Below are 23219 nucleotides of genomic sequence, written 5' to 3' on the forward strand. Positions count from 1 at the left end.
AACGTGATTTATTAAAGCTGCCTGAACTGCAGCAGCGGGCTCAAACCAAACAGAGCCGCCTGTTTATGCCCACATAAAGGTGAGCAGCGCGGCGACGGTGGTGAATACCAACGCAACCACTATGGCGGTTTTGATGACCTGGGACTCGATACCCAGCGCATCGATAGTGGCCGCCGCATTCTGCAGCTTGGCCGGTGAAATGACGCTGGCCAGGCCACCGGCTATGGCGATCCCGGCGGTGACCACCAGCGGGTTCAAATTCAACAGCTTGGTGGTCATGAGGTTGTATTTGGCATAGAGGGCGATGGTGGAGGCTTCCGAACCGGTTATAAAACCACCCATCAGTCCCAGGTAAGCAGCCGCTATGGGATACAGGTCTTTAAAGAATTGGGCTGACGTGTTGGCCAGAACAGAGATCATGTTCCAGTCCGGATTGACGATCTTCCAGACGTCTCCTACCGGGCTCATTCCCGAATTCACCATTAGTTCAGCAATGGCGAAGAAAATAGCCGCGGAGAAAACCGGGCGCGGGGCCCGTTTTAGCCATTTCAATCCGATATCCTTCCATTGCGCTTTGCTGGGAGTGATGAAGGGCAAAGCCAGGATAGTGCTGATCACCACCCAGGTATAGGCGTTCCACAGCATGCGGGTGGATATGGGTTTTCCACCTGGGATCAGATTAAAAGGCATGGCCAGTTTTTTGGATAACAGGGTCAAGGCCGGACTCCAGAAATTTACAATCAGGCAGCAAATGATGAGTATTATCCACGGAGATAAGGCTTTTAATAATGACATGGAGTTCTCGGTGCGCAAATCCAGTTTGCTGATTTCACTGCGGTCGATAATCGGTTTGCCCTGAACCTTTAAGTAGGCGAACATTATTAAAATAGTGGCCATACCGGCAAAGATCCCTGTCAAAACCACCCCCGCAGGCACCCAGTGGGCTACCGCCACGGCTGTAAAACCCATGGTTACACCGGCCAGGGTACAGGGCACAAAGCCCTCCACCACTTTCTTCCAACCGCCCACGATCCACAGCATCCCGAACCCGATCATTGTCGAGATAACGGGCATGAATTTGGAGAATACCAGGGCGGAGTCGACCAGGGGGGTGCCGGTAAGGTCGGCGAAGGCCACCAGCGGAGCGCCCAGGAGAGCATAGGTGCACAAGCCATCAAATCCCAACGCGGGCAAAGCCACTGCCACGAAAGTAGAATAGCCCATGGCCAGCATTATAGGCGGTAGAATTGAGACCGGGGTGGCGCCTACCGACACCAGCAGGGTGCCGATTCCCATATTGATTATCATGATCTGCACCGCGTGATTGCTGCGGGCGATAGTTTTGACAAAGGCCACGATGCGCTGCAGGGCTCCGGTAGATTCCAAAAAGGTGATCTGCAGAATTGAAGTGGCTACCATCAAGGAAACCGGGAATGAACGGACCATCCCCATTACTGTCGAGGCCAAACTTACGCGCAAAGAGGTGTGGAAGAACAGGTAGGCAATGGTGAGGGTTAATAACCAGCCGATAAACCCACTGATATCAGCAGGGCATTTAGCGAAGATCAGAAGACCTAAAACAACAATAATGGGCAACAAAATTAACAAAATGTCCAAAGTGAATCCATCCTCCTATACTACAATATTGGGTTTTAGAGTGTAACCTGCCTACCGTCAAACCATGCTGCGAAATCTGACGAAAACACACTGACAATAGAATAACATAATTTTGAATTAAGATGTTCAAGAAAATACTTTGTCTGGTTATCGTACTGTCATAGAACAAAAAAATACTTCTCAACTTCTAGGGAAGTACCAGTTTCTCTAATGGTACGCCTGAGAGGAAGCGAACCTCCGCACCTGTCCATCGATTTCTCATGTGTAGTTTTGTACGCTAATCATCAAGGGCAATTGCATAATCAATCGGCGTAAGACGATAAAAAGAAAGTGCTAATGTGCAAAGCAGGCAGCATGGGAGGCATGTATAAACGCTATACATACGCCCACCGCCCCATGGGTAGCGGTTGCCGCCTGGCTTCTGTCAGTGTAACCAGGGCCGGTAGTTGTCCCAATAATCCCGCCATAGTTATTCCAGACATATCTATAATCTGTTTCAGGAGTTTAAACGGGCGATGGCCACTACTGTATCACCGAATACATCATGTACTCTAATGGCGATCTCAATGGGTGTTGAGGGCTTTTTGAGGCGGGCGGTGATTTGCAGGGGCAGGTCGCTGTCCATGCGCTGGCTGGCCCTGACGACCTGCAGGTCGGAGTTGAAAACCTTTCCGTCATAATTGAGGTCGATTTCCCAAAAGTCTATATAGCTAAACGCAGGAGCGGGCTTGATCTCCTGTCCGGGCCGGTAGCTTTGTATACCCACTTGGAGCAGTATATCTTCCGAACTGAAATCATTGACCAGCAGGGGTTTGAGTACTAGTTTCCCAGTCTCATGAGACGAAGCCTCCATACTCTCCACAGTGAAAGGCCGGGCCGGCATTCTGATCAAACGCTTCATAGCGGTGTCGATAGCGATGGGGCTGTTGTCACATGTCACCCAGAAACGGCCGCTTGCTTCGCATGCCTGCGCGGCTGTCGCCGAACCGGCATAGAAGTCGCCCACCAGATCACCGGGATTGGAGGCTGCGGCGATTATCCGCTCCAAGAGGGCCAGAGGCTTTTGAGTCGGGAATTTAAGATTCTCATGGGCGGTGGGACTGAGGATCTTGTTTATGTCGCTCCACCAATCCTGCATCAATGCGCCTTTGGAGTGCAGCTTATAACGGTCTCCCTTGACCCTGGTCAGTCCCCTCTGCACCGTCCCCGGCGAATAAGAGCGATACTGCGGGTTAAAGGTATAATCAGGACCTTTGGCGTACCACAGGATCAAATCGTGCTTGCGGTGAAAGTGGCGCCTGGTTCCGGTGCCGCCCCCGTAGCACCATACGATTTCGTTGATCATGGTCTGAGACCCGAAGATCTCATCGAGCAATACCTTTGCATAATGGCTGACATGCCAGTCCAGGTGCACGAAGAGGCTGCCATTCTCATTTAAGAGATCTTTCATCAGTTGCAAGCGCAGGAACATCTGCTCCAGAAAGGCGTCCAGGCCGCCCGGGCCATTATCACGAAATACCTGACGCTCCACCGGTTGGGGACTGGTCTTGTCACCGATCTCAATGCGCGACAGGTATTTTTGGTTGCTCAAATAGGGCGGGTCTATATAGATCAGATTGAACCTGTTTTCATATCCATTTCGCAGCAGATACTGCATTACATCCGAGTTGTCGCCGAAGCACATGCGGTTTTCCGGGGTGGCATCGGGGCGCCGGATCTCTTCCGGCCATAAAGAGTTTTCCGGTTTGACTGGATGGGGATAAATGCGGGAAATTACGGCGGGCTCCACGCTGTGGGCAATTCCTGACGGCGTATCCTGGCGCCCCTCCCAGAACAACCGCACCTTGTTACCCGACAAAATCCTCAACCTCCCTGGTTACGGGGGGATGGTTCTAGGATACCCCTGGTAAACCTCTATCCCCCAAACCCTTTTTCCGCATTGTAACACAAAAAGGGGACTAACTCCTGGTTTTAATTCTATCGGCGCCCAGACCTTGCATACATTATATGCTCTGACTCGAATCCAGGAGGTACAGGCCTTTAATGAATCTGCGTTATCTGCGCCTATTTTTTATTAACACTTGTTAGCATATTGTGCAATTAATGCTATTATTTATAGTATAATAACTGCTATAGGATAACGATAGTTAGCAGAAAGGGATTAAAAAATGAAACGGCTGTCCGGAACAAGAGAAAAAATATTTGATGTGGCAATAGATATGTTTTCCAGGCATGGCTATAACGGTGTATCTGTAAGAAAGATAGCTTATGGGGCAGGAATAAAGGAAAGCTCAATATATAACCATTTTAGAAACAAAGAAGATATCCTGAACCATATATTTGACTGTTTTCAGGAAGGAATGCAGGCCCAAAAGCCGGATCAAAAAGAACTTGAGTATGAAATCGAATTTATGGCGCCCCGGGAGATTTTCAGGCTGCTATTCATCAAATATGTTAAGAACAGGACCTCCAGAATCGATAAAATGGCCCTGATCATATTGATGGAACAGTATATAAATCAAAAGGCCAGAAACTTTGTCAAGGAATTCATGCTGAAAGAACCGGCGGATTACTACGAGGCAATACTGAGGACCATGGCGGCAAAGGGAAAGATACGGGATGATACTGATCTGAGAATCGCCGCCGAAGAATTGAATTACGGCTTCATGGGCATTATTTTAGACCTTTTGGTTGCCGTTCAGGAAGGCGGTGATCATACCGTCGTTATTCAGAAACTATCGGACCACGTGGATTTTGTATTTGAGCGTCTGGAAAAACAGGGATGATGATTGCTTCGTTTAAGAATCAGGGGAAGAATACTATATTTCTTAAAGCACATCGATGCTTTATAAACATGTACCAACTAATCATTTGATTAAACAGGAGGTCGGTATTGATGAAAATTATTACGAACCCAAAATGTCGAAACATTTCCTCACCAGTATTAGCCATATCGTGGGTATTAGCGAGTTTAATGATGTTTTTTCCTTTGCTCGCCATCGCTGCTGAAACATCAAAAAGCCAGGAGACGGTGATGGTTTTTATCCTCGACAACAACACCTATACCGCCAATGGCGAACTGATTGTTATGGATGTCAGCCCTACCATTATTGAAAGCCGGACCATGCTGCCGATCAGATTTGCCGCGACTCCCCTGGGCGCTGATGTGGCCTGGGATAATGAAACCAGAAAAGTAACGGTGTCATTAGGTGAAACCAAAATGGAACTATGGATTGGGCAAAGCAATGCATTGGTCAATGGAAAAACTGTTCCCATAGATCCTGACAATGTCAATGTAAAACCCCTGATTATCAACGGGCGGACCATGCTGCCCCTCCGATTTGTTACGGAAACCCTGGGCTGTGACGTTCAATGGGAAGAAGTCGCCAGAAAAGTAACCATAACCAAAACAGGCTCATCAGGCGAAGCAATCGTTAAGCCTGTTAAGCCTATTCTCCCGTCGTTGCCGGATATTAAAGAGACCCCCTCGGTAGTTACGCCCGTAAAACCAGATATCACTCCGATGATTTCAATCGATATCAGTAAACTCAAAGGTACCTGGGCAGTTGAGCAGGTTGGAAAAGCTTATAAAGTAACCATGAATGAAGCGGATATTCCTGTAGTTATGCGGGTGGGCAGAGGCTATGATGTCTTTGGCAAATACGCATCTGTGGATTCGTTAAAGCAGCCGGTTTTAGATACTGGGAAGCTCATTCAGAACCAAAAAATGGAACGAATTCGTTATGATGAGGGCGTAAACAGTCAAAATATCAGCGAATCCATCAGGTCATACAGCAATAACATGTCTACCAAAATAAGCGCCTCGGGCAGCTATTTTGGCTTTGGCGGTTCGGTTAAGGCTAATTTTGATTCGGCACGCACCCAAAAACTGAACAACTATTTTTCCACCTATAGCTATGTGGTTAAAAAGTACGGCGTATACGTCAACGGAACGGCCGACTTAAAAGACTACCTCACCGCTGATGCCAAGCAGATGCTGAATGACAGCAGCATTTCCGCCAATACGGTTTTTGCCAACTTCGGCCAATACGTACTTGTCGATACGATTACCGGAGGCAGAGTTGATTATAGCATTACTGCCAGTTCCAAGGCGTCAACCAGTTATGAAAACTTTAAAACCGCTACAAAAGCAGACTTTAATGCCGTCATATTCAGCGCCGGGGGCAGCGCCCAATATCAAAACGTCAAGAATAAATCCACGTATGACAGCGACAAGGAGCAGATCCTCCACAGCTATGGCGGCGGTTTCGCTCTGAATATCAATCAATTTGTAAACGATCCCCAGGCACTGACGAAATGGGAAAGCACATTGGAGGACAAGGGTACGCTGGTCGATTTCGGCAATACCACTGCCAGGGCTCTCGTGCCTATTTGGGAGCTTTGCAGCGATCCGGCCAGGGCCGCCAGCCTTAAAGCCGAATTCGAAAAGCTGAATCTGGCCCAGGGAAACCAGTGGCCTGTGCAAAAATATGTAACGGATATCGTATTCGTCGCAGACAAAAACGAATGGAACGCAAGAAGCCAATGTCCTCCCGGGTATCAGCTGATCAATGCTGACTTGAACGCGGGTGCAGGCGGGAATTTCATCTATTTGTGCTATAAACTGGGAGAAAACATCGATGAGGCCTATACCGATTTCTTTATGGAATACCGGGGAAGTTCGGCGGGCTCGGAGACAAACTCCATGAACCACAATTCGAACTACGTTGATTATACGCGAAATAGCATGGATTTAAATTGGGGTTCGGGCGGAAAGTTTATCTATCTGTGGACGAGCAAAGCGAATACTTTGCCGCCCATAACGGATATTACAGTGGTTTTCGATAATCCGGATAACGTTAACCCCGATTGGCCCAGTGTATATTGGCAGAATACCCAAAGCCCGGCTGATGTCAATAAAAGTGTAGGCGGCAAGTTCATATATATTAAATACATCAGATAATCAAGGGACAAATGGGGACGGGGAACCAATGGGAACGTCCCCATTTGACATTTATTCAGCGGGCAGTTCTATGCGCACCAGGTTGTCTACCGTAAAGGCATTTTCAACCGCCAATAACTCCTGGGTCAAAGGCATCAACAAACCTAGAACGGCCATAACCAAAAACATCGTTATGATTTTGTTGCCCATATTCTAGCCTCCTAGCGCACCTTCAAATATACTTTTTAAGCTGTTTGAGGGCAGCTTTTTCCAGGCGGGATACTTGAGCTTGGGAAATGCCTATTTCATCGGCAACCTCCATCTGGGTCTTGCCCGCGAAAAATCTTAGTGAAACGATATGCTTTTCCCGCTCATTCAGCTTTTTCATGGCTTCTTTGATGCTGATTTCCTCCAGCCACAGATCGTCGGTGTTCTTGTCATCGCTGATCTGGTCCATTACCAGAATCGGGTCGCCGCCGTCATTATAAATAGGTTCAAATAGTGACACCGGATCCTGAATGGCATCCAGGGCAAACACCACCTCTTCGCGGGGCAGTTCCAGCTCTTTGGCGATTTGAACCACGGTCGGCTCGGAAGAATGATCCGAGACCAGCCGTTCTCTGACCTGCAGGGCTTTGTAAGCGATGTCGCGCAGAGAGCGGGAAACCCTGACCGGGTTGTTGTCGCGCAGGTAGCGCCGGATCTCCCCGATGATCATAGGCACCGCGTAGGTGGAGAAACGCACATTCTGGCTCAAATCAAAATTATCTATGGCTTTAATCAGTCCGATGCAACCCACCTGGAATAGATCGTCCACGAATTCCCCGCGGTTGCTGAAACGCTGTATCACACTTAAAACCAACCGCAGGTTGCCCTGTATCAGTTTATCCCTGGCCTCCTGATCACCCGACTGAAACTCCTTAAACAGCACTCTCATCTCATCATTTTTCAGCACGGGAAGTTTGGAGGTATTGACCCCGCATATCTCAACTTTATTGATCAAGCCGGTTCCTTCCCTTCATAGCATTTGCATTGGCACTCATAAAAAATAGTGCTATTTTAAGCACTATATTCCCTTAATTAAATTGTTTACGTAGCAGCCCGGATTTATTCGCTATTTAGCGGGGACAGACGATGAAGTCTGCCCCAAATTCCCGCCTTTATTCGATTTTTCGAATCTCTCGCTGCAGCCTTTTCAGGATTCTTTTCTCCAGGCGTGAAATATAGGATTGTGATATCCCTAAAATATCGGCCACTTCCTTCTGGGTTTTTTCCAATCCATCCCCCAGGCCGAAGCGAAGCTGAATGATGGTTTTTTCCCGGCTGCTCAATTTATGCATGGCCTGCCACAAAAGGCTCTTTTCCACTTCATGTTCAATGCGTTTGTAGATCATGTCCCCGTCAGTTCCCAGAACATCGGACAGCAAGAGTTCATTGCCGTCCCAATCCACATTAAGAGGCTCATCCAGGGAGACTTCGCCGCGGTTTTTCAGATTTCGGCGCAGGTACATGAGGATTTCGTTTTCAATGCAGCGCGAAGCGTAGGTGGCCAGTTTGATATTCTTTTTCGGTTCAAAGGTATTGACCGCTTTGATTAGGCCAATAGTGCCGATGGAAACCAGGTCTTCAATGTTGATACCGGTGTTTTCGAACTTTTTGGCGATATATACCACCAGGCGCAGGTTATGCTCGATCAGTTTGGCTTTTACCCCGGCGTCGCCCTGCTCCAGGCGCGAAATCAGGCTCATCTCCTCATTCTCTTGCAGCGGTGGAGGCAATACTTCTGTCGAGCCGATATAATGAATGAACTGTGGTATCCTCTTCCTGATGTACAGCCTGATGAGGCTCATCTGCCAGTTCTTTAACAGGTCTCTGATTCCCATAGCATTCCCTCCTATCCTTCCACCATATCCGCGGGAATCAACATCTGATAATTGCCCTGCGGATTCAACTGTTCCCGGTAGATTCCTATTACCGCATTTTTGTGCATTATATCTTTGGAGCCGATATTCAACACCACCTCATCGGCCCGGACCCCCAACAACATCCCATTTTTTCTTCCGATGGAAGAAAAGGGTATCAGCCTGAGGCGGTTTGCCCAGCTGCTGGCAATGATTTGCTCCAAAAGGGCCTCTTCGCTCTGATCCTTTTCCACCATATTTTGCAGTTCGAGGGGCAGACACGGTTTTATCAACCCATATTCCGCCACAATTACCGGTTTCCTGGTCAGGGGATCTTTGAGCGAGTTGCCGGTGTCCACAAAGCCGTGGCCCATGCAATGTTGTTTGCCGAATCTCAAGACCACCTGAAACTTTAACAGCCCGGGAAGAAGATGGTCTTTCACGTAGCGGCCCGCGAACAGTCCGATAGCCAGGGCGGCCAATACAGCCACTACAATCCAGATAGCCGGGAAAAATCGGGCCAATTCGGTGTCTGCAAACAGTGAGGAAAAGGCGATGGTAGCCCCTGCTACGGTGAAATTGATCAGGTAAAAGTACAGCAGGACCTTGCTATAATCCTGCCAGCGGGCAGGTTTGATGGCCAGAATGACCATAATTACGGAGACCACGATTTTGCCGGTCATGCTGAAGATCAGGCTACCCGCCAGCCATACGTAACCCACCGCATAGGCCGCCCCCAGCACCGATGCCACCGCTATACGGGAATGTTTTGGTTTAAGCCCCGACAGCCTGGCGGTAGCCCACAGGATTATAAAATCCATTATGAAATTATTGAGAAAGGTCAGGTCCAAATAGACTTTGGGATTGTTCAATTCGCCTTCACCTTTTTAGTTAATTCCGGTGGTTTTGTAAGTTTTTATTCACTATAAACATTCATATTCTTGCTCTTGGGCTCACATGCTTAACAGATTATACCAGAAGGGGGTGAACATAATTTGTTGGATTTGCCCCGGACTGACCCACATTCTTATCCTATAAAAAACAAAAAACCGAGAATTCACATTCCCGGTTCTAGCTGGTTTGATTATCTGCTTATATAATTAAGCCCAGGCGTCATCTATTGTCCGAGCGCTTACGGCTGCGCAAAAAGGGCGGAATTTCGAGGTCGCCTTTTTCCGTAAAAGTAGGTGGGGCGTCAATGCCCGCTCTGCCTTTGGTGGTCTCTCCCAGTCTGGGCTTATAGGCGCTGAATCCGGTGGCGATCACGGTGACGCGCACCTCATCTTCCAGGCTCTCTATGATATTGGCGCCGAAGATGATATTGGCTTCCGCGTCAACCGCCTGATGAATAATCTCGGCCGCTTCATAGATCTCGAACAGGGTGAGGCCTCCTCCCCCGCTGATGTTAAACAACACCCCTTTGGCTCCGTCGATGGAGGTTTCCAATAACGGGCTCGAAATGGCCATACGGGCAGCTTCCGCGGCCCGGTTTTCCCCTTTGGCGGTGCCGATGCCCATCAGCGCCGAGCCGGTATTTTTCATGACGGTTTTGACATCGGCAAAGTCGCAGTTTATGACGCCGGGTACAGCGATGAGATCCGAAATGCCCTGCACGCCCTGGCGAAGAATGTCATCGGCGATGCGGAAGGCATCGTTAAAAGCGGTATTCTTCTCTACCACCTGCAGCAGGCGGTCATTGGGTATAGTGATCAGGCTGTCCACTTCTTCACGCAGGTTATGTATACCGCTTTCCGCTTGCGAATTGCGCTTGCGGCCTTCAAAAGTAAACGGCCGGGTAACAACACCTACTGTGAGTGCACCCAGCTCCCGGGCTATTCTGGCAATCACCGGCGCGCCACCGGTGCCGGTGCCGCCGCCCATCCCTGCGGTTACAAAAACCATATCGGCTCCCTGCAGGGCTCGTTTGATTTCATCGGCGTTCTCTTCAGCCGCTTTGAGTCCGATCTCCGGGTCGGCGCCCGCGCCCAGACCTTTGGTCAGCTTTTCACCTACCTGGATCTTCTTGTCCGCTTTGGAAATCCACAATGCTTGCGAATCAGTATTTACAGCTACAAATTCAACCCCTTTTAAACCGGCTTCAATCATGCGATTAATGGCGTTGTTACCGCCGCCGCCGATTCCTATGACTTTGATGTCAGCAAACTGTTGCATCTCAACGTCAAAATCCAATGGCATTAAATAACCTCCTCTGTCCTTTACCTAAAAAAATCCTTATACCATTCGCCCATTCTGTCAATCAAGCTTGACAGGCCACGTTTGTTTTCAAATTTATGAGGCCCCATGTGCCGGGCTGCACAGATTAAACCGCCCACTGCCGCACCGTAGCAGGGCCGTCTGTATTCGCTGGCTAAGCCTATCACCCTATCCGGAGCCCCCAATCTTACTGGAACTCCCAGATATTCCTCAAACAACTCCGGCATGCCAATTAGTTCTGCCCCGCCTCCGGTGACTACAATTCCGGCCGGTATTCTATTAATGGCATCAAACTGCCTCAATTCCCTATAAACCATTTGCGCGATTTCCAGAACCCGCGCTGAGATGATCTCGGCGACCAATTGCTGAGAAACCTGGTGCCCTGGCTGGCCCTGAACGTCTTTTATCTCTATCACTGCATCATCGTCTGCTTGTAAAGCCGTTATCTCACTGCGTTCTTTAAGGCTGGCGGCCTCCTCCAATGAAGTTTTTAGAATAATAGCCAGATCTTTGGTAATATGCTCCCCTCCCAGGGGCAAGACCGAGGCACATAACAGGCTGCCCCGTTCAAATACGCTGACATCTATGGCGCCTCCACCGATGTCAACCAGAGCCACCCCCATCTCCATTTCAGTAGGCATCAAAACTGCCTCCGCTGTCAACAGGGGATTGAATACTAAACCTTCGACCTCCAGATTGATTCTGCCGGCGCTGCGCTGCAAGTTTTGAACCGCGGCAATGGCAGCAACGATAACCGTAATCTCTGCTTCCAGGCGGCTTCCTACCATTCCTACCGGTTCCTTGACCCCGTCGTATCCGTCGATGATGTATTGACGTTCCACGACCTGCACAATACTTTTATCAGGCGGAAGGGAAATGGTCTGCGCCGAATGCAGAACTCGGCTCTTATCATCCTGGGATATCTCGTAGCTGGGGGTTCCTACTGCTACGACGGTATGATTATTGATTGTTGACAGGCTGGTCCCTGAAAATCCGATTAAGGCCCCGCTGATTTCCATACCGGTCAGCCTCTCCAGGGCATTCAAAGCCTCTTCCATGCTCTGGGCGGCAGATTCGATGTCAACGATGTGACCCTTTCTTATCCCCCGGGCAGGCAGAGCTGATATACCCAAAATGTTAATTTGATCTACTGCAATCACTTCAGCCATGGCGGCTTTGATAGTGTGGGTCCCTATGTCCAGGGCAACCACTATATGGCGGTTTTTAATAGTGATTCCCCCTTACTTTAATACCTACATAGAAATACCACAAAATCCTGGATATTCCTTTATTTTGGTACTAATATTTTTTCATGAGATATCGACGAATTATCGCCAAATTTTGGAACAATCGTACTCCAAAGACCAAGACCGCCGCCAGGTATAGATCAACCCCCAAACGGTCCCCTAAATAGGCCATACCAGCCGCCAATAAGGCATTTATAACAAAACCGGTTACAAAAATGGTGCTGTCAAAGCCGTCTTCCATATAGGCGCGAATGCCCCCAAATACGGAATCCAGGGCCGCCAGTATGGCAATAGACATATATTTTGCATACAGCACCGGAAATAGCACCGGCATCTGAAATCCGATAAATAATCCTATTAATAAACAAAAAATAACTACCAGCCACATTTTCTATTCCGCCTCATTCGTAGTGATTACGGGTACAGCATGGGTAAATTTCATGGCCCCGTTATAAGCAGGCAGCTCCAACTTGTCCGCCTTCTGCAGGTTGGTCTGCACCCCCAGATATTTGAGGGTTTCCAGATGGCCGCCCCTGATGTTTAATCCGCTGGTCAGCATTTCGGGATCCCCGATGGCCTTTATCTCATAGGGCGGACCGATGCGGGCCCAGTTGACCAAAATCAAGGTACCGGCACACCTTATCTCTGAAATTGCGGTGAGGCGCTCGCCATTTACCGCAATGGCTTCAGCCCCTGAAGCCCGCAATTCATTGACTAAGGTCAAAAGGTCATAATCATGTACAATTCCATAGTTGGGGTTTTCTCCGGACTGCAGGGTGCGGTTGCTGTCATTCAGGGTCAGGAGGACACCCGGCCCGCTGACCGCAACCTTTCCGGCTGCCATATTGGCCTTCATGACCTCGTCCTGCAGATCGGCCATGGCCTCGTCAACCTGACGGATTTTCTGAAGTTTGTCGCTCAGGGTTTGCACTTCTTCGGCCAAGGCATCGCGCTGTTTGGTCACTTCGATGAGACTCTGGCTCAGTTCTTCGACCCGCCCCGGCATGAGAGTGTCATTGATGTTTTCCTGGGTCTTGAACTGTATGGCTAACAAAATACCAAGGATTAAAGAAACTATTGCAATCGTTATTTGAGCATTTCGGCTTCGCATTTTACCATCACCTTTTTAACCGCCCCATATTTAATCAAGTGTTTTAACAACCGGTTGACCTTTGAAACGCAGGTCAACATAGCTAAGCGGGCTTTTGCCTTGCTTCTCATAGTCCTTTTCTATATTTATAATTTGAAGCAGGGACTGTACCTTATCTGCTAATCGCTCCAGATCGCCAAAAAGAATCTCTGTCCCGTGGTTGGTATATAAGATCACCTCTTTACTCTCATTGACATAATGATAGTCGGAGATGTCAACCCGGGGTTCAACTGGGATGGCCTCCCAGATCTGGCGAATGGCCGCGATTGCTTCGGGATCTATCACTTGTCCTAAAACCACTTGCTCGGGTTGTTTGTCCATAGTAATTATACAATATTGATCTGGGGAAAAAATATTTAACTTATCGATGACAACGCCCTCCTGGTCGATGCATAAAAACCCGCCCTGACAAGGAATTAAAGCCCAGGCCTGCCGTTCGCTGACCTGAATCTCCAGGTGCCTGGGCCAGTGCCTGATTACCTTGACATCCTGAACCATGGGATGCACCTTCAGGGCTTGACTGATTTGCTGCCCGTTGACCGAGAAGATATTCAGCCCGGTCTGCAGTCCGGAGAGCCGAATAACCTCTGCGGATCCCATTCTTTCTGCCCCTTGCACAGTAATCTGATCGATGTAAAAGAAAGAACTATGCATAAACAGGAAAATAGAAATGAGACTGACCAAAAGGAAAACCGTATATTTTACAAAACTATAATTCCATTGACTCTTCATAAGCTGCCTCTGCCCCTAATTGCTGGATAGATTATAGCAGAATTCAGTGGTAAAATCATCTGCCTGACTGGATTCCCTATACTCTTTCTGTATGAATTTACCGGCCTTCAGGGCGCGGGCTTGCGCTGTACATCTGCGCCTAGATTGTGCAGCTTGCAGTGCAGTTTTTCATAACCACGGTCTATGTGTTCCAGTTTGCCTACTCTGGTCTCTCCGCGGGCTTTCAAACCGGCTAAAACCAGTGCGGCTCCGGCGCGCAGATCAGTGGCCTCCACGGCAGCCCCTTCCAGGTATTCTTTTCCTTTGATGATGGCTACCCGGCCTTCTATTTTAATCTCCGCTCCCATCCTTCTCAATTCATGAACATGCATAAAACGGTTCTCGAAAATAGTTTCAACCATAATGCTGGTTCCCGGTACGGTGGACATCAAGGCCATCATCTGCGGCTGCATGTCGGTGGGGAAGCCCGGATAAGGCATGGTCTTAATGTCCGCACTGTGCATGGGCTGATGCCCCGACACCCTGACCCAGGAGCCGTTAGAACTGATATCCACACCGATTTCGCGAAGTTTGGCTACCAGGGATTGAATATGCTCCAATACTATATTGTCGATCATAACATCGCCACTGGTAATGGCTGCCGCCACCATGAAGGTTCCGGCCTCGATGCGGTCGGGGATGACCGTGTGCTCCACTCCGTGGAGCCTGCTCACCCCTTCAATGCGTATGGTATCCAGCCCGGCGCCTCGTATTCTGGCCCCCATACGATTGAGGAAGTTCTGCAGGTCGATAATCTCCGGCTCCCTGGCGGCATTGCGCAAAGTAGTGATACCAGGGGTTAAGGCCGCTGCCATCATAATATTTTCTGTTGCCCCCACACTGGGGAAATCCAGCAAGGTCTCCTGCCCGCCGAGGCTCTCAGCTTCTCCAAACATGACTCCGCACTCGTCGGTGATATGGTACCCCAAAGCTCTGAATCCCTTGAGATGGAGATCCATGGGCCGGCTGCCGATGGCACATCCACCCGGGTACGCTACCGCAGCCTTTTTAAAACGGGCCAGCAAAGCGCCCATCACCAGGTTTGAGGCCCGCATCTTCCTGGACATGGACTCAGGCAGTTCGACACCGTTCACGTTACGGCTGTCTATGATTAATACGTCATTTTCTCTCTTAACTGTCGCTCCCAAAAGCCTTAAGACATCAGACATCACATTTATATCTTCCAAGTCGGGAACGCCGCATAGCACCACTTCGTCAGCCGCCATCAGGCTGGCGGCCATAATGGGCAGAGTGGCGTTTTTGGAACCACTGATATGAACCTGGCCTTTCAGGGCGACGCCACCCTTGATATAGAAATTATCCAATATAGCACCCCCACAGGTGTTAAATCTTTTCTAAGATGATTGGGCCCAGCTTCCAAACATCGCCGGCTCCCATGGTAATAATCAGGTCCCCCTTTTGGGATTGGCCCGCCACCAGAGGCGCCAGCGCCTCTTTATCGGGCACATAATAGACTTTGGCTTCAGCCCCGCGGGCCGCATCATAGACGATCTGCGCTGTAATCCCGGGAATTACCGGTTCACCGGCTGAGTAAATATCTGTAACAAAGACCGTATCGGCTCCGACCAGGGATTTGCCCAGGCGCTCTCCCATAAGCTGGGTGCGGGTAAAACGGTGGGGCTGAAAAATCACTGTGAGCCGCCCCTTATGAGCCTGCCGAGCCGCCGCAATGGTAGCTTCGATCTCGGTAGGGTGATGGGCATAATCGTCTATTACAGTGATGTCATTCTTCTGTCCCACCAGATGAAAACGCCGCTTGGCGCCGCTGAATTCCTGCAAAGCCCGGGCTGCGGGTTCATAAGGCAGGCCCAGCTCACAGGCAGCTGCCACTGCGGCTATAGCGTTAAGGGTGTTATGCCTGCCCGGGACCGATAGATGCAGACTGCCCAGACGCAGACCGCGTTTAAAAACCTGGCATCGGGAGCCCATCTCCCTGGCTTCCCAATCGGTGAAATAGTAGTCGTTGGCAGTCCCTTCACCGTATGTCACTACACGGGATGACACCTCCTGAGCCAGCAGCTTTTGTACCTCGGTATCATCCCCGCAGACTAAGGCGAAGCCACCGTTTTTTACGCAATCGAAATAGCGCCTGAATGCTTTGAGAATGTTTTCTGTAGATCCGTAAAAATCCAGATGATCATCTTCGATATTGGTGATTACCGCTATATACGGTCTCAATTCCAGAAAGGAGGCATCGCTTTCATCGGCTTCAACTACGCAATAGGGACTTTTGCCCAAACGCGCCCCCAACTGGCTGCCCTGTAATTCTCCCCCCAAAATAAAAGTAGGATCTAGACCGGCTCCGCACAAAGCCTGAAAAACCATTGAGGTTGTGGTGGTTTTGCCATGGGCTCCGGCCACGGCGATGGTCTGCAGGTCGTTCACCATATAGGCCAGCATTTGGCCCCTTTTTAGAATGGGGATGCCGCTCTCACGGGCGGCGGTCAATTCGCTGTTGTCTTTCGGAATGGCTGAGGAAGCCACCACCAGATCAACTCCGGGTTTAAGGTTGGCTGAAGAATGCCCCAAGTAGACAGTAACGCCCTGGTCCGCCAATTTACGGGTAACATCTGTACTCTGCAGATCTGAACCGCTGACTTTAAGTCCCTGCTCTGCCAGAACCTTGGCGATGCCGCTCATCCCGGCTCCTCCAATCCCGACCATATGCACCCATTGCACCGACGAGGCGGTCATTTCCTCATCTCCTTCCCTATTTCGATAGTATCTACAACCTATAGTATGCATCTTTGATAAAAGTGGTTACATAGTGTTCCTTAAGCCTGTCCATCTTTCACCCGTTTAAAATAGCCGGGCCGGCCGATTGGCTTGATGTTCAGGACAGTATAATGTTCAGGATATCATCTAATGCGTTCGGTTTGGCTTCCTTTTTCATATTGGCTGCCATGAAACGCACTTGTTCGGGCTGATGGCGCAGACTTTCAATTTTTTCATAGAGAGTATCCCCATCCAGGAACTCATCGATAATCATCTCGACTGCCTTTTTTTCCAGCAAAGCCCGGGCGTTCTTTTCCTGGTGATTGTCGCTGGCATAAGGATAAGGCGCCAGAACAGCCGGCAAGCCAAGCACGGCCAGCTCGCTCAAGGTGCTGGCTCCGGCTCTGCATACCGCCAGGTCGGCCGCTGCCAGCGCATCTTCGATATGATCCAAATAGGGTTTTAACACCAGCTTGACTTTACTTTGCCCTAATTGCAGGCCGTTCACCTGCTCCAAAAGCTCTTCATACTGCTTGTGCCCGGTCATCCATATCACCTGGGAACGCTCCGCCCTGATCCTGTCCAGGAAGCCCAGCATGGCGCGGTTAATGCTGGCGGCTCCCTGGCTTCCTCCAAATGCCACCAGGGTGAAAACATCAGGCGAAAAACCCCATTTGTCATAAGCTTGAGCTCGATTTACGCTAGTGATGGCCTGGCGAACCGGCAGACCCGTAATTTCAATGCGTTTGGCCTGCAGGTGCCGGGCCGCTTCCTCAAATGTCAGCATAACGCAGTCTACCCTGCCGGCTAGATGCCGGTTAGCCAGTCCGGGCTGCGCATTCTGTTCATGGATATAACTGCGGCAAGAAAAAAAAGTGCTGGCCAGCACCACCGGGAAAGAAGCGTATCCACCCGTGCCAACCACCACGTCCGGCTTAAACTCTTTTAAAATATCCCAGCCTTGAAAAAAACTCTTGGGGAACTTGACCAGGGATTGGGAGGCCTTGAGCATTGAAGAACGGTCGATGCCGGCTATGTCTACTGACGCGTAGTCAAACCCCCGCTTGGGGACGATGTTCTTTTCCATCCCCTGCCGGGAACCGACATATAATATTCTGGCGTCGGGAAGACGCTCCTGAACACCTTCAGCGATAGACAACGCCGGGTAAATATGCCCCCCGGTCCCCCCGCCGCTAATAATCATTTTCATATTTTTGCCGCCTCACTTTTTATGCTTCCCCGGGCAGAGGATGAATAGGCAACCTTTGTCAGCGGTTTATGCTATACCTGGAGATGTTTAGCAATAAACCGACCCCAATCATGGTAAACAGCAAAGACGAACCCCCGTGGCTGATAAAGGGCAAAGTAATACCTGTCACCGGCAAGACCCCACAAACCACCCCGATGTTAATCGCGGCTTGAAAGGTTATTAAAACAGTGATTCCGGCCGCCAACAGGCTTCCGAAGTTGTCGGGGGCATTTATGGCTATCTTGAAGCCCCGCCAGGCAAACAGCAAAAACAGCGCGATGACCACTATAGCCCCCAAAAACCCGAGTTCTTCGCCCAAGATAGCAAAAATAAAGTCAGTATGCTGTTCCGGCAAGTAAAAGAATTTCTGGCGGCTGCGGCCCAAGCCCATGCCGAATAATCCCCCTGAACCCAGGGCATAAAGGGACTGTATGGTCTGGAAGCCCTCGTCGCTGGCATACTTCCAGGGATTGGTAAACGCTATCAGGCGCTCCAGACGGTAAGGCGCAACCGCGATGGCCGCGAAAACTGCGGCCAGCCCTGCGACAGCTATGCCTCCCAGGTGACTCCATCGCATGCCCGCCACCAACATCATAAAAAATATGGTTGCCGCCACCACAAATGTGGTTCCCAGGTCGGGCTGCAGCATGATCAATCCACATATAACGGCCAGTATGCCCAGATACGGCAGAACCCCTTTCGCAAAATCCTTCATCTTGTCTATATTCACTTCCATAGTGCGGGCCAGAAACATAACCGTAGCCAGTTTTGCCAGTTCTGAAGGGGCGAACAGTCTGACATCGCCGATACCCAGCCAGCGGCTGGAGCCCTTGGCTGCGATCCCCAGCGGCGTAATTACCAGAACCAGGCAGATCAGAGCAATAATCATGGCCGGCAAAGCCAAACCTTTTAATTTGTGATAATTGATTTTCATAGTGATCAACAGTGCGCAAATGCCGATTACGGACCAGATAATCTGGCGTTTAAAGAAATAATAAGCATCGCCATAGCGGACACTTGCCGTAACCGCACTGGAACTAAACACCATTATAAGTCCTATGCCTAATAAGGTTAATGCGGTTATAAATAAAATTAAATCAGGGGGTCCTTTTTTTAATCTCAAGCGTCTGCCTCCAGCAAAATTACACTTAATCCCGGGCTCTTAGCGGTTCACCAGCCCGCAGAAGACATCTCCCCGTTGTTCGTAATTGAGGAACATATCCCAACTGGCACAGGCCGGAGAAAGCAGTACCACATCTCCGCTCCGGGCCAACTGCCGGGCCTGGTTTACGGCCGCCTCCAGGGTATCTACCTCATATATATTCTGGAAATCAACATCCATGACTGCTTGGCGAATCTCATTGCGAGCCTCCCCCAGCAAGATCAGGGCTTTTACCTTCTGTTTGACAAGCGCTGCCAGCTGATCAAATTTACTGCCTTTATTACGCCCCCCGGCAATGAGTATAATCGGCTGCTGAAAGGCATCCAGGGCCTTCATGACCGAATCCGGATTGGTAGCCTTGGAATCGTTTATGTATAAGACGCCGTCAAGAGTGGCGGCTTCCTCCATGCGATGCCGCACTCCGCGAAAGGTCTTGAGGGCCGAGCCGATGGCCTCAACGGCAACCCCGCAGCAAAAGGCCATACCTGATGCGCATAGAATATTTTCCATATTGTGGCTGCCCCGCAGCAATACTTCATCCCGCCCGCAAACCGGATATAGCGCTCCTTCACTGGCTATGACAATCTGCCCGTCATCCAGGAAAACCCCCTGTTTCAGCAATTGTTTTTGAGAAAAAAACCATACCTGTGCCGGGCAAACAGCAGCCATTTCCCGAACAGCTGCATCATCGTAGTTTAAAAGGGCCTGATCGCTTAAATCCTGATTTTCAAAAATGCGGGCTTTAGCGGCCGTATAGGCCGGCATACTCTTGTGCCTATCCAGATGGTCCGGGGTGATATTGAGCATTCCGCTCACCCGGGGATGGAACTCACGAATGGTTTCTAACTGAAAGCTGGACATTTCCACCGCTATGATCCCCTCAGGCATTTCTTCCACCAGGCTGGTCAGAGGTGTGCCGATATTGCCGCCGGCGGCTGCACGGCGGCCGCCCTGTCTGAGTATGTGCTCCAGCAATGCGGTGGTAGTGGTTTTGCCGTTAGTTCCGGTAACTGCCAGCATGGTAAGCTGAGGTTTTTTGATCTGATAGGCCAGCTCAACTTCACCGATTACCGGCAGGCCATGCTTAAATGCCTGTTGAAATGGCTCGATTTCCAGGGATATGCCCGGACTGGCTACCAGCATATCATAGTGGTCGGGATCAATCTGGGGGTACTCCCCGGCACGGATCTTTACGCCCTGTTTTTCCAGGCCGGCTATCATATCACTATCAAAATGCTCCACTGCTTTAGCGTCGCACACCTGGACCAGAGCACCATGCCGGACCAGGGCTGAGGCTGCTGCCTGCCCGCTTTTTCCCAATCCCACCACCAGGACACGCTTATTAACCAGCTCCAATTATTTCACTCCATTCTTATCGCCAAAACGCCGGGCCCAGGCTGATTACTCCCAGCGTCGCACTGCATAGGGCTAAGAACCAAAATACTCTGACCACCTTCTGTTCGGACCAGCCCTTTAGCTCAAAATGATGGTGCAAGGGCGCCATTAAGAACAAGCGCTTGCGGGTGGTCTGATAGGAGATTACCTGTAAGGCCACGCTCATGGTTTCCAGCACATAAACCCCGCCTACCAATACCAGGGCCAGTTCGGTTCTGGTCAAGGCCGCCATGGCCGCCACCGCGCCCCCCAGGGCCATCGAGCCGGTGTCGCCCATAAATACTTTGGCGGGATAGTGATTATAGATTAAGAATCCCAGGCATGCGCCAGCCAGGGCTCCGGAAAAAGTCATGATTTCGTGGTGGCCGGTCAGCCATGCCACTATAACATAGGCTATGGCCACAAAAACCGTCACCCCGGCGGCCAGGCCGTCCAAACCATCGGTCAGGTTGACCGCATTTGAGGAGCCTACCAAAACCACAATCAAAAATAACACATAACCTGCTCCCAAATCCACACTATAATTGGAAAAGGGAATCAGAATTTCAGTGCCGCGATTAAAATAATAGATTAAAAACAGGCCGTACAGCAACCCGATCAAGAGCTGTAATCCCAGTTTCTCCCGGGCCCGCAATCCCAGTGAGCGTTTGAGGACCACTTTAATGTAGTCATCCCAGAAGCCGATGGCCGCGAGAGCGATCATCACCAAAACGGCAGTAAGAGCTTCCAATCCTGAACCGGCCATAATAAAGGTAGCAATCATCACTCCGGTGATTATCATGACTCCGCCCATGGTGGGAGTTCCGGCTTTGGCCATATGCCGCTTGGGGCCGTCGTCGCGAATATTCTGGCCGAATTTGAGGCGGGTTAAGAGCGGTATTATCAATGGGCCCATAACTGCAGTAACCACCAGGGCTATGGCTGCCGCCAGTATACTGTACCATATAGCTTCCATCATCACGTCTCCTGCATCGATATTATGCCCGGTTTAGTTCGCTGAGTATCTTTTGCGCCACTTTGCGGTCGTCAAAATCCAAGCGCTTTCCTTTGATGAGCTGGTAAGTCTCATGACCTTTGCCGGCAATGATTATGAGATCACCGGGCCGGGCCAGATAAATAGCATGCCTGATGGCTTCCGCTCGATCCGCTATAATAGCGTATCGGGAGTGGGATACTTTTTCCATTCCGGGGATAATATCAGCGATAATATCCTCAGGTTCTTCGCTGCGCGGATTGTCAGAGGTAACCACACAGAAATCGCTGTATCGTGCGGCGATTTCGCCCATCAAGGGCCTTTTGCCGCGGTCACGGTCTCCGCCGCATCCGAATACGGTAATTAACCGGTTGGCAGTCAGTTCCCGGCCGGTTCGCAAAATGTTTTCCAAGCCATCCGGAGTATGGGCATAGTCTACCACTACCGTAAAATCATGGGAAGAAAATACTTCCTCAAAGCGGCCTGGTATCCCTTTCACCTTAAGTAAAGCCCGGGTGATGATCTTCGGGTCTATCCCTTCCGCGAGGGCTGCGGTTATGGCAGCCAGGGCGTTGTATACACTGAACATACCTATGAGCCGCATCTCGATGTCAAAGCGCTTTTCACCAAAAAACACTGTAAAGCAGGTGCCTTTTAAGCTGATATCAATATTCTCCGCCCGCACTGCAGCCCCGGCTTGCACTCCATAGGTAAAAAGGGTCCCCGGAGCAGCTTTTATAAACTTTTCCGCATGGGGGTCATCGCGATTCACAACGCAGAAGTTGTTTTCCCCCCCAGGGATCATTTTGAACAGTTTCAATTTGGCTTGAAGGTAATTCTCCATGTTCTCATGATAATCCAGATGATCCTGGGTCAGATTGGTGAATACTCCGGCCGCAAAATGGATTTGATCGACCCGGTTTAAAGTCAGGGCATGCGAAGAAACCTCCATGACCAGGAACTCAGCCCCTTGCTTGCGGCACGAGTCCATGAAGGACTCTATTTCCACCGCCTCAGGGGTGGTATGGCCCAGGTCCAGGTCCAGGTCTCCCACCCGGGCATACAAGGTTCCCATGATGGCTGTGGGCCATCCGACTTCCTGGTGGATGGCCTGAATCAGATGGGTGGTAGTAGTTTTGCCATTGGTGCCGGTAACGGCGATTACCTTTAGATCGCGGCTGGGATGTTTATAAAAACGAGCCGCCAAAACCGCTAACATGGCCCGGCTGTCATCAACCTGTATAACCGGTAACCCCGGCGGGGCGTCAATCACTGGATCTTCAGCCACAACCGCTGCCGCACCTGCCTGAATAGCCGACGCAATATACAAATGCCCGTCCGTTTTTATGCCCTTGATGGCGACAAACAGGGCTCCGGGGCGGACCTGCCGCGAATCATAGGCGATTTGGGCAATATCCGGGTTGATTTCAACAGAACTCCCTTGAATATCGATTCCTTTGAGAAGATCCAACAGTTTCATAGCCGTTACCTCTCAATCCAGGCATTATTAAAAGAATGCCGTTTAATTTGTAGTCCGCTGCATCACTCGCCCACCGGCTGGAATTTGACTGTGATCGTGGAGCCCCCGCTAATGACCTTCCCGGGCTCCGGGCTTTGCTGATAGGCCAGGCCGTATCCTTCCGGCATTAGATGTAAACCCAGGTCTGCCAGGATTTTGGCGACTTCCCGCATAGATTTGCCCTGCAGGTCAGGCACTGTGACCGCCCCGCCATGATTAGCCTTATCCACTTCCGACATGTCGATGATCACCTGCTGACCCGGTTTGAGTTTGGTGTTGGCCTTGGGGGTTTGCTGCCACACCACATTGCCGCTTCCATTCACCTTGGCCTGCAGTCCCCGGG

The 23219-nt window shown here is 50.3% G+C and carries 21 protein-coding genes; 2 read left to right on the forward strand and 19 right to left on the reverse strand.

Annotation, left to right across the window (positions count from 1 at the left end; all coding sequences use genetic code 11):
- Nucleotides 1-63: 63 nt before the first annotated feature.
- Nucleotides 64-1617: an L-lactate permease gene (locus B2633_RS00220; protein WP_483168522.1), complete on the reverse strand. Its 1554-nt coding sequence runs from the start codon at nt 1615-1617 to the stop codon at nt 64-66.
- A gap of 496 nt (nt 1618-2113) precedes the next feature.
- Nucleotides 2114-3475 (reverse strand): DNA-methyltransferase, encoded by a 1362-nt coding sequence (locus tag B2633_RS00225; RefSeq protein ID WP_483168523.1) that lies wholly within the window; start codon nt 3473-3475, stop codon nt 2114-2116.
- A 310-nt stretch (nt 3476-3785) separates the two neighbouring features.
- On the opposite strand from B2633_RS00225, the gene B2633_RS00230 reads away from it, so the two are divergent.
- Nucleotides 3786-4403: a TetR/AcrR family transcriptional regulator gene (locus tag B2633_RS00230; protein WP_483168524.1), complete on the forward strand. Its 618-nt coding sequence runs from the start codon at nt 3786-3788 to the stop codon at nt 4401-4403.
- 110 nt (nt 4404-4513) lie between these two features.
- Nucleotides 4514-6580, forward strand: a complete 2067-nt coding sequence (locus tag B2633_RS00235) for a copper amine oxidase N-terminal domain-containing protein (protein WP_483168525.1) — start codon at nt 4514-4516, stop codon at nt 6578-6580.
- Nucleotides 6581-6631: 51 nt separating this feature from the next.
- Here the strand turns inward: B2633_RS00235 and B2633_RS00240 are convergent, their stop codons facing one another.
- From B2633_RS00240 to B2633_RS00320, 17 genes are all read right to left on the reverse strand, one after another.
- A complete protein-coding gene (locus B2633_RS00240; RefSeq protein WP_481040151.1) occupies nt 6632-6769 on the reverse strand; it encodes a hypothetical protein in 138 nt (45 codons plus the stop codon).
- Between the two features lie 22 nt (nt 6770-6791).
- Nucleotides 6792-7562, reverse strand: coding sequence for an RNA polymerase sporulation sigma factor SigG (gene sigG, locus B2633_RS00245; protein ID WP_481040153.1), 771 nt, complete (start codon nt 7560-7562; stop codon nt 6792-6794).
- Between the two features lie 157 nt (nt 7563-7719).
- Nucleotides 7720-8442 carry an RNA polymerase sporulation sigma factor SigE gene (gene sigE / locus B2633_RS00250; protein WP_481040155.1) on the reverse strand — a complete coding sequence of 241 codons (723 nt, stop codon included), beginning with the start codon at nt 8440-8442 and terminating at the stop codon, nt 7720-7722.
- An 11-nt stretch (nt 8443-8453) separates the two neighbouring features.
- On the reverse strand, nt 8454-9332 hold the full coding sequence (locus tag B2633_RS00255) for a sigma-E processing peptidase SpoIIGA (RefSeq protein ID WP_483168526.1): 879 nt from the start codon (nt 9330-9332) through the stop codon (nt 8454-8456).
- Nucleotides 9333-9573: 241 nt separating this feature from the next.
- On the reverse strand, nt 9574-10656 hold the full coding sequence (ftsZ, locus tag B2633_RS00260; protein WP_481040159.1) for a cell division protein FtsZ: 1083 nt from the start codon (nt 10654-10656) through the stop codon (nt 9574-9576).
- Between the two features lie 20 nt (nt 10657-10676).
- A complete protein-coding gene (gene ftsA / locus B2633_RS00265; protein ID WP_483168528.1) occupies nt 10677-11885 on the reverse strand; it encodes a cell division protein FtsA in 1209 nt (402 codons plus the stop codon).
- 88 nt (nt 11886-11973) lie between these two features.
- A complete protein-coding gene (locus B2633_RS00270; protein WP_481040161.1) occupies nt 11974-12309 on the reverse strand; it encodes a small basic family protein in 336 nt (111 codons plus the stop codon).
- 3 nt (nt 12310-12312) lie between these two features.
- The gene (locus B2633_RS00275; RefSeq protein WP_483168529.1) at nt 12313-12975 is read right to left on the reverse strand and encodes a DUF881 domain-containing protein; all 663 of its coding nucleotides are present in this window, start codon (nt 12973-12975) and stop codon (nt 12313-12315) included.
- Nucleotides 12976-13062: 87 nt separating this feature from the next.
- Nucleotides 13063-13803, reverse strand: coding sequence for a cell division protein FtsQ/DivIB (locus B2633_RS00280; protein ID WP_483168530.1), 741 nt, complete (start codon nt 13801-13803; stop codon nt 13063-13065).
- Nucleotides 13804-13910: 107 nt separating this feature from the next.
- Nucleotides 13911-15167 (reverse strand): UDP-N-acetylglucosamine 1-carboxyvinyltransferase, encoded by a 1257-nt coding sequence (gene murA, locus B2633_RS00285; protein WP_483168531.1) that lies wholly within the window; start codon nt 15165-15167, stop codon nt 13911-13913.
- A 19-nt stretch (nt 15168-15186) separates the two neighbouring features.
- Complete coding sequence (murC, locus tag B2633_RS00290; protein WP_483168532.1) at nt 15187-16557, reverse strand: UDP-N-acetylmuramate--L-alanine ligase; 1371 nt, start codon at nt 16555-16557, stop codon at nt 15187-15189.
- Between the two features lie 139 nt (nt 16558-16696).
- Nucleotides 16697-17788, reverse strand: coding sequence for an undecaprenyldiphospho-muramoylpentapeptide beta-N-acetylglucosaminyltransferase (murG, locus tag B2633_RS00295; protein ID WP_483168533.1), 1092 nt, complete (start codon nt 17786-17788; stop codon nt 16697-16699).
- Nucleotides 17789-17846: 58 nt separating this feature from the next.
- Entirely contained in the window at nt 17847-18950 is a 1104-nt protein-coding gene (gene ftsW / locus B2633_RS00300) for a putative lipid II flippase FtsW (protein WP_483168534.1), read from the reverse strand.
- Nucleotides 18951-18989: 39 nt separating this feature from the next.
- Nucleotides 18990-20345, reverse strand: a complete 1356-nt coding sequence (gene murD / locus B2633_RS00305) for a UDP-N-acetylmuramoyl-L-alanine--D-glutamate ligase (protein WP_483168535.1) — start codon at nt 20343-20345, stop codon at nt 18990-18992.
- Nucleotides 20346-20361: 16 nt separating this feature from the next.
- Nucleotides 20362-21342: a phospho-N-acetylmuramoyl-pentapeptide-transferase gene (mraY, locus tag B2633_RS00310; protein WP_483168536.1), complete on the reverse strand. Its 981-nt coding sequence runs from the start codon at nt 21340-21342 to the stop codon at nt 20362-20364.
- 19 nt (nt 21343-21361) lie between these two features.
- Nucleotides 21362-22837, reverse strand: coding sequence for a UDP-N-acetylmuramoyl-L-alanyl-D-glutamate--2,6-diaminopimelate ligase (locus B2633_RS00315; RefSeq protein ID WP_483168537.1), 1476 nt, complete (start codon nt 22835-22837; stop codon nt 21362-21364).
- 62 nt (nt 22838-22899) lie between these two features.
- A partial coding sequence (locus tag B2633_RS00320; protein WP_483168538.1) for a PASTA domain-containing protein occupies nt 22900-23219 on the reverse strand: 320 nt, incomplete at its 5' end.

It is taken from the genome of Syntrophomonas sp. UBA1041 (assembly GCF_002316705.1).
Taxonomy (GTDB): Bacteria; Bacillota; Syntrophomonadia; order Syntrophomonadales; family Syntrophomonadaceae; genus DTU019.

Coding starts and splice junctions, on each gene's coding strand:
- sigE (WP_481040155.1), bottom strand. CDS start 8,442: ATGGGAATCAGAGACCTGTTAAAGAACTGGCAGATGAGCCTCATCAGG.
- murC (WP_483168532.1), bottom strand. CDS start 16,557: ATGACCGCCTCGTCGGTGCAATGGGTGCATATGGTCGGGATTGGAGGA.
- B2633_RS00235 (WP_483168525.1), top strand. CDS start 4,514: ATGAAAATTATTACGAACCCAAAATGTCGAAACATTTCCTCACCAGTA.
- ftsZ (WP_481040159.1), bottom strand. CDS start 10,656: ATGCCATTGGATTTTGACGTTGAGATGCAACAGTTTGCTGACATCAAA.
- mraY (WP_483168536.1), bottom strand. CDS start 21,342: ATGATGGAAGCTATATGGTACAGTATACTGGCGGCAGCCATAGCCCTG.
- B2633_RS00270 (WP_481040161.1), bottom strand. CDS start 12,309: ATGTGGCTGGTAGTTATTTTTTGTTTATTAATAGGATTATTTATCGGA.
- murG (WP_483168533.1), bottom strand. CDS start 17,788: ATGAAAATGATTATTAGCGGCGGGGGGACCGGGGGGCATATTTACCCG.
- B2633_RS00240 (WP_481040151.1), bottom strand. CDS start 6,769: ATGGGCAACAAAATCATAACGATGTTTTTGGTTATGGCCGTTCTAGGT.
- B2633_RS00230 (WP_483168524.1), top strand. CDS start 3,786: ATGAAACGGCTGTCCGGAACAAGAGAAAAAATATTTGATGTGGCAATA.
- B2633_RS00280 (WP_483168530.1), bottom strand. CDS start 13,803: ATGAAGAGTCAATGGAATTATAGTTTTGTAAAATATACGGTTTTCCTT.
- B2633_RS00315 (WP_483168537.1), bottom strand. CDS start 22,837: ATGAAACTGTTGGATCTTCTCAAAGGAATCGATATTCAAGGGAGTTCT.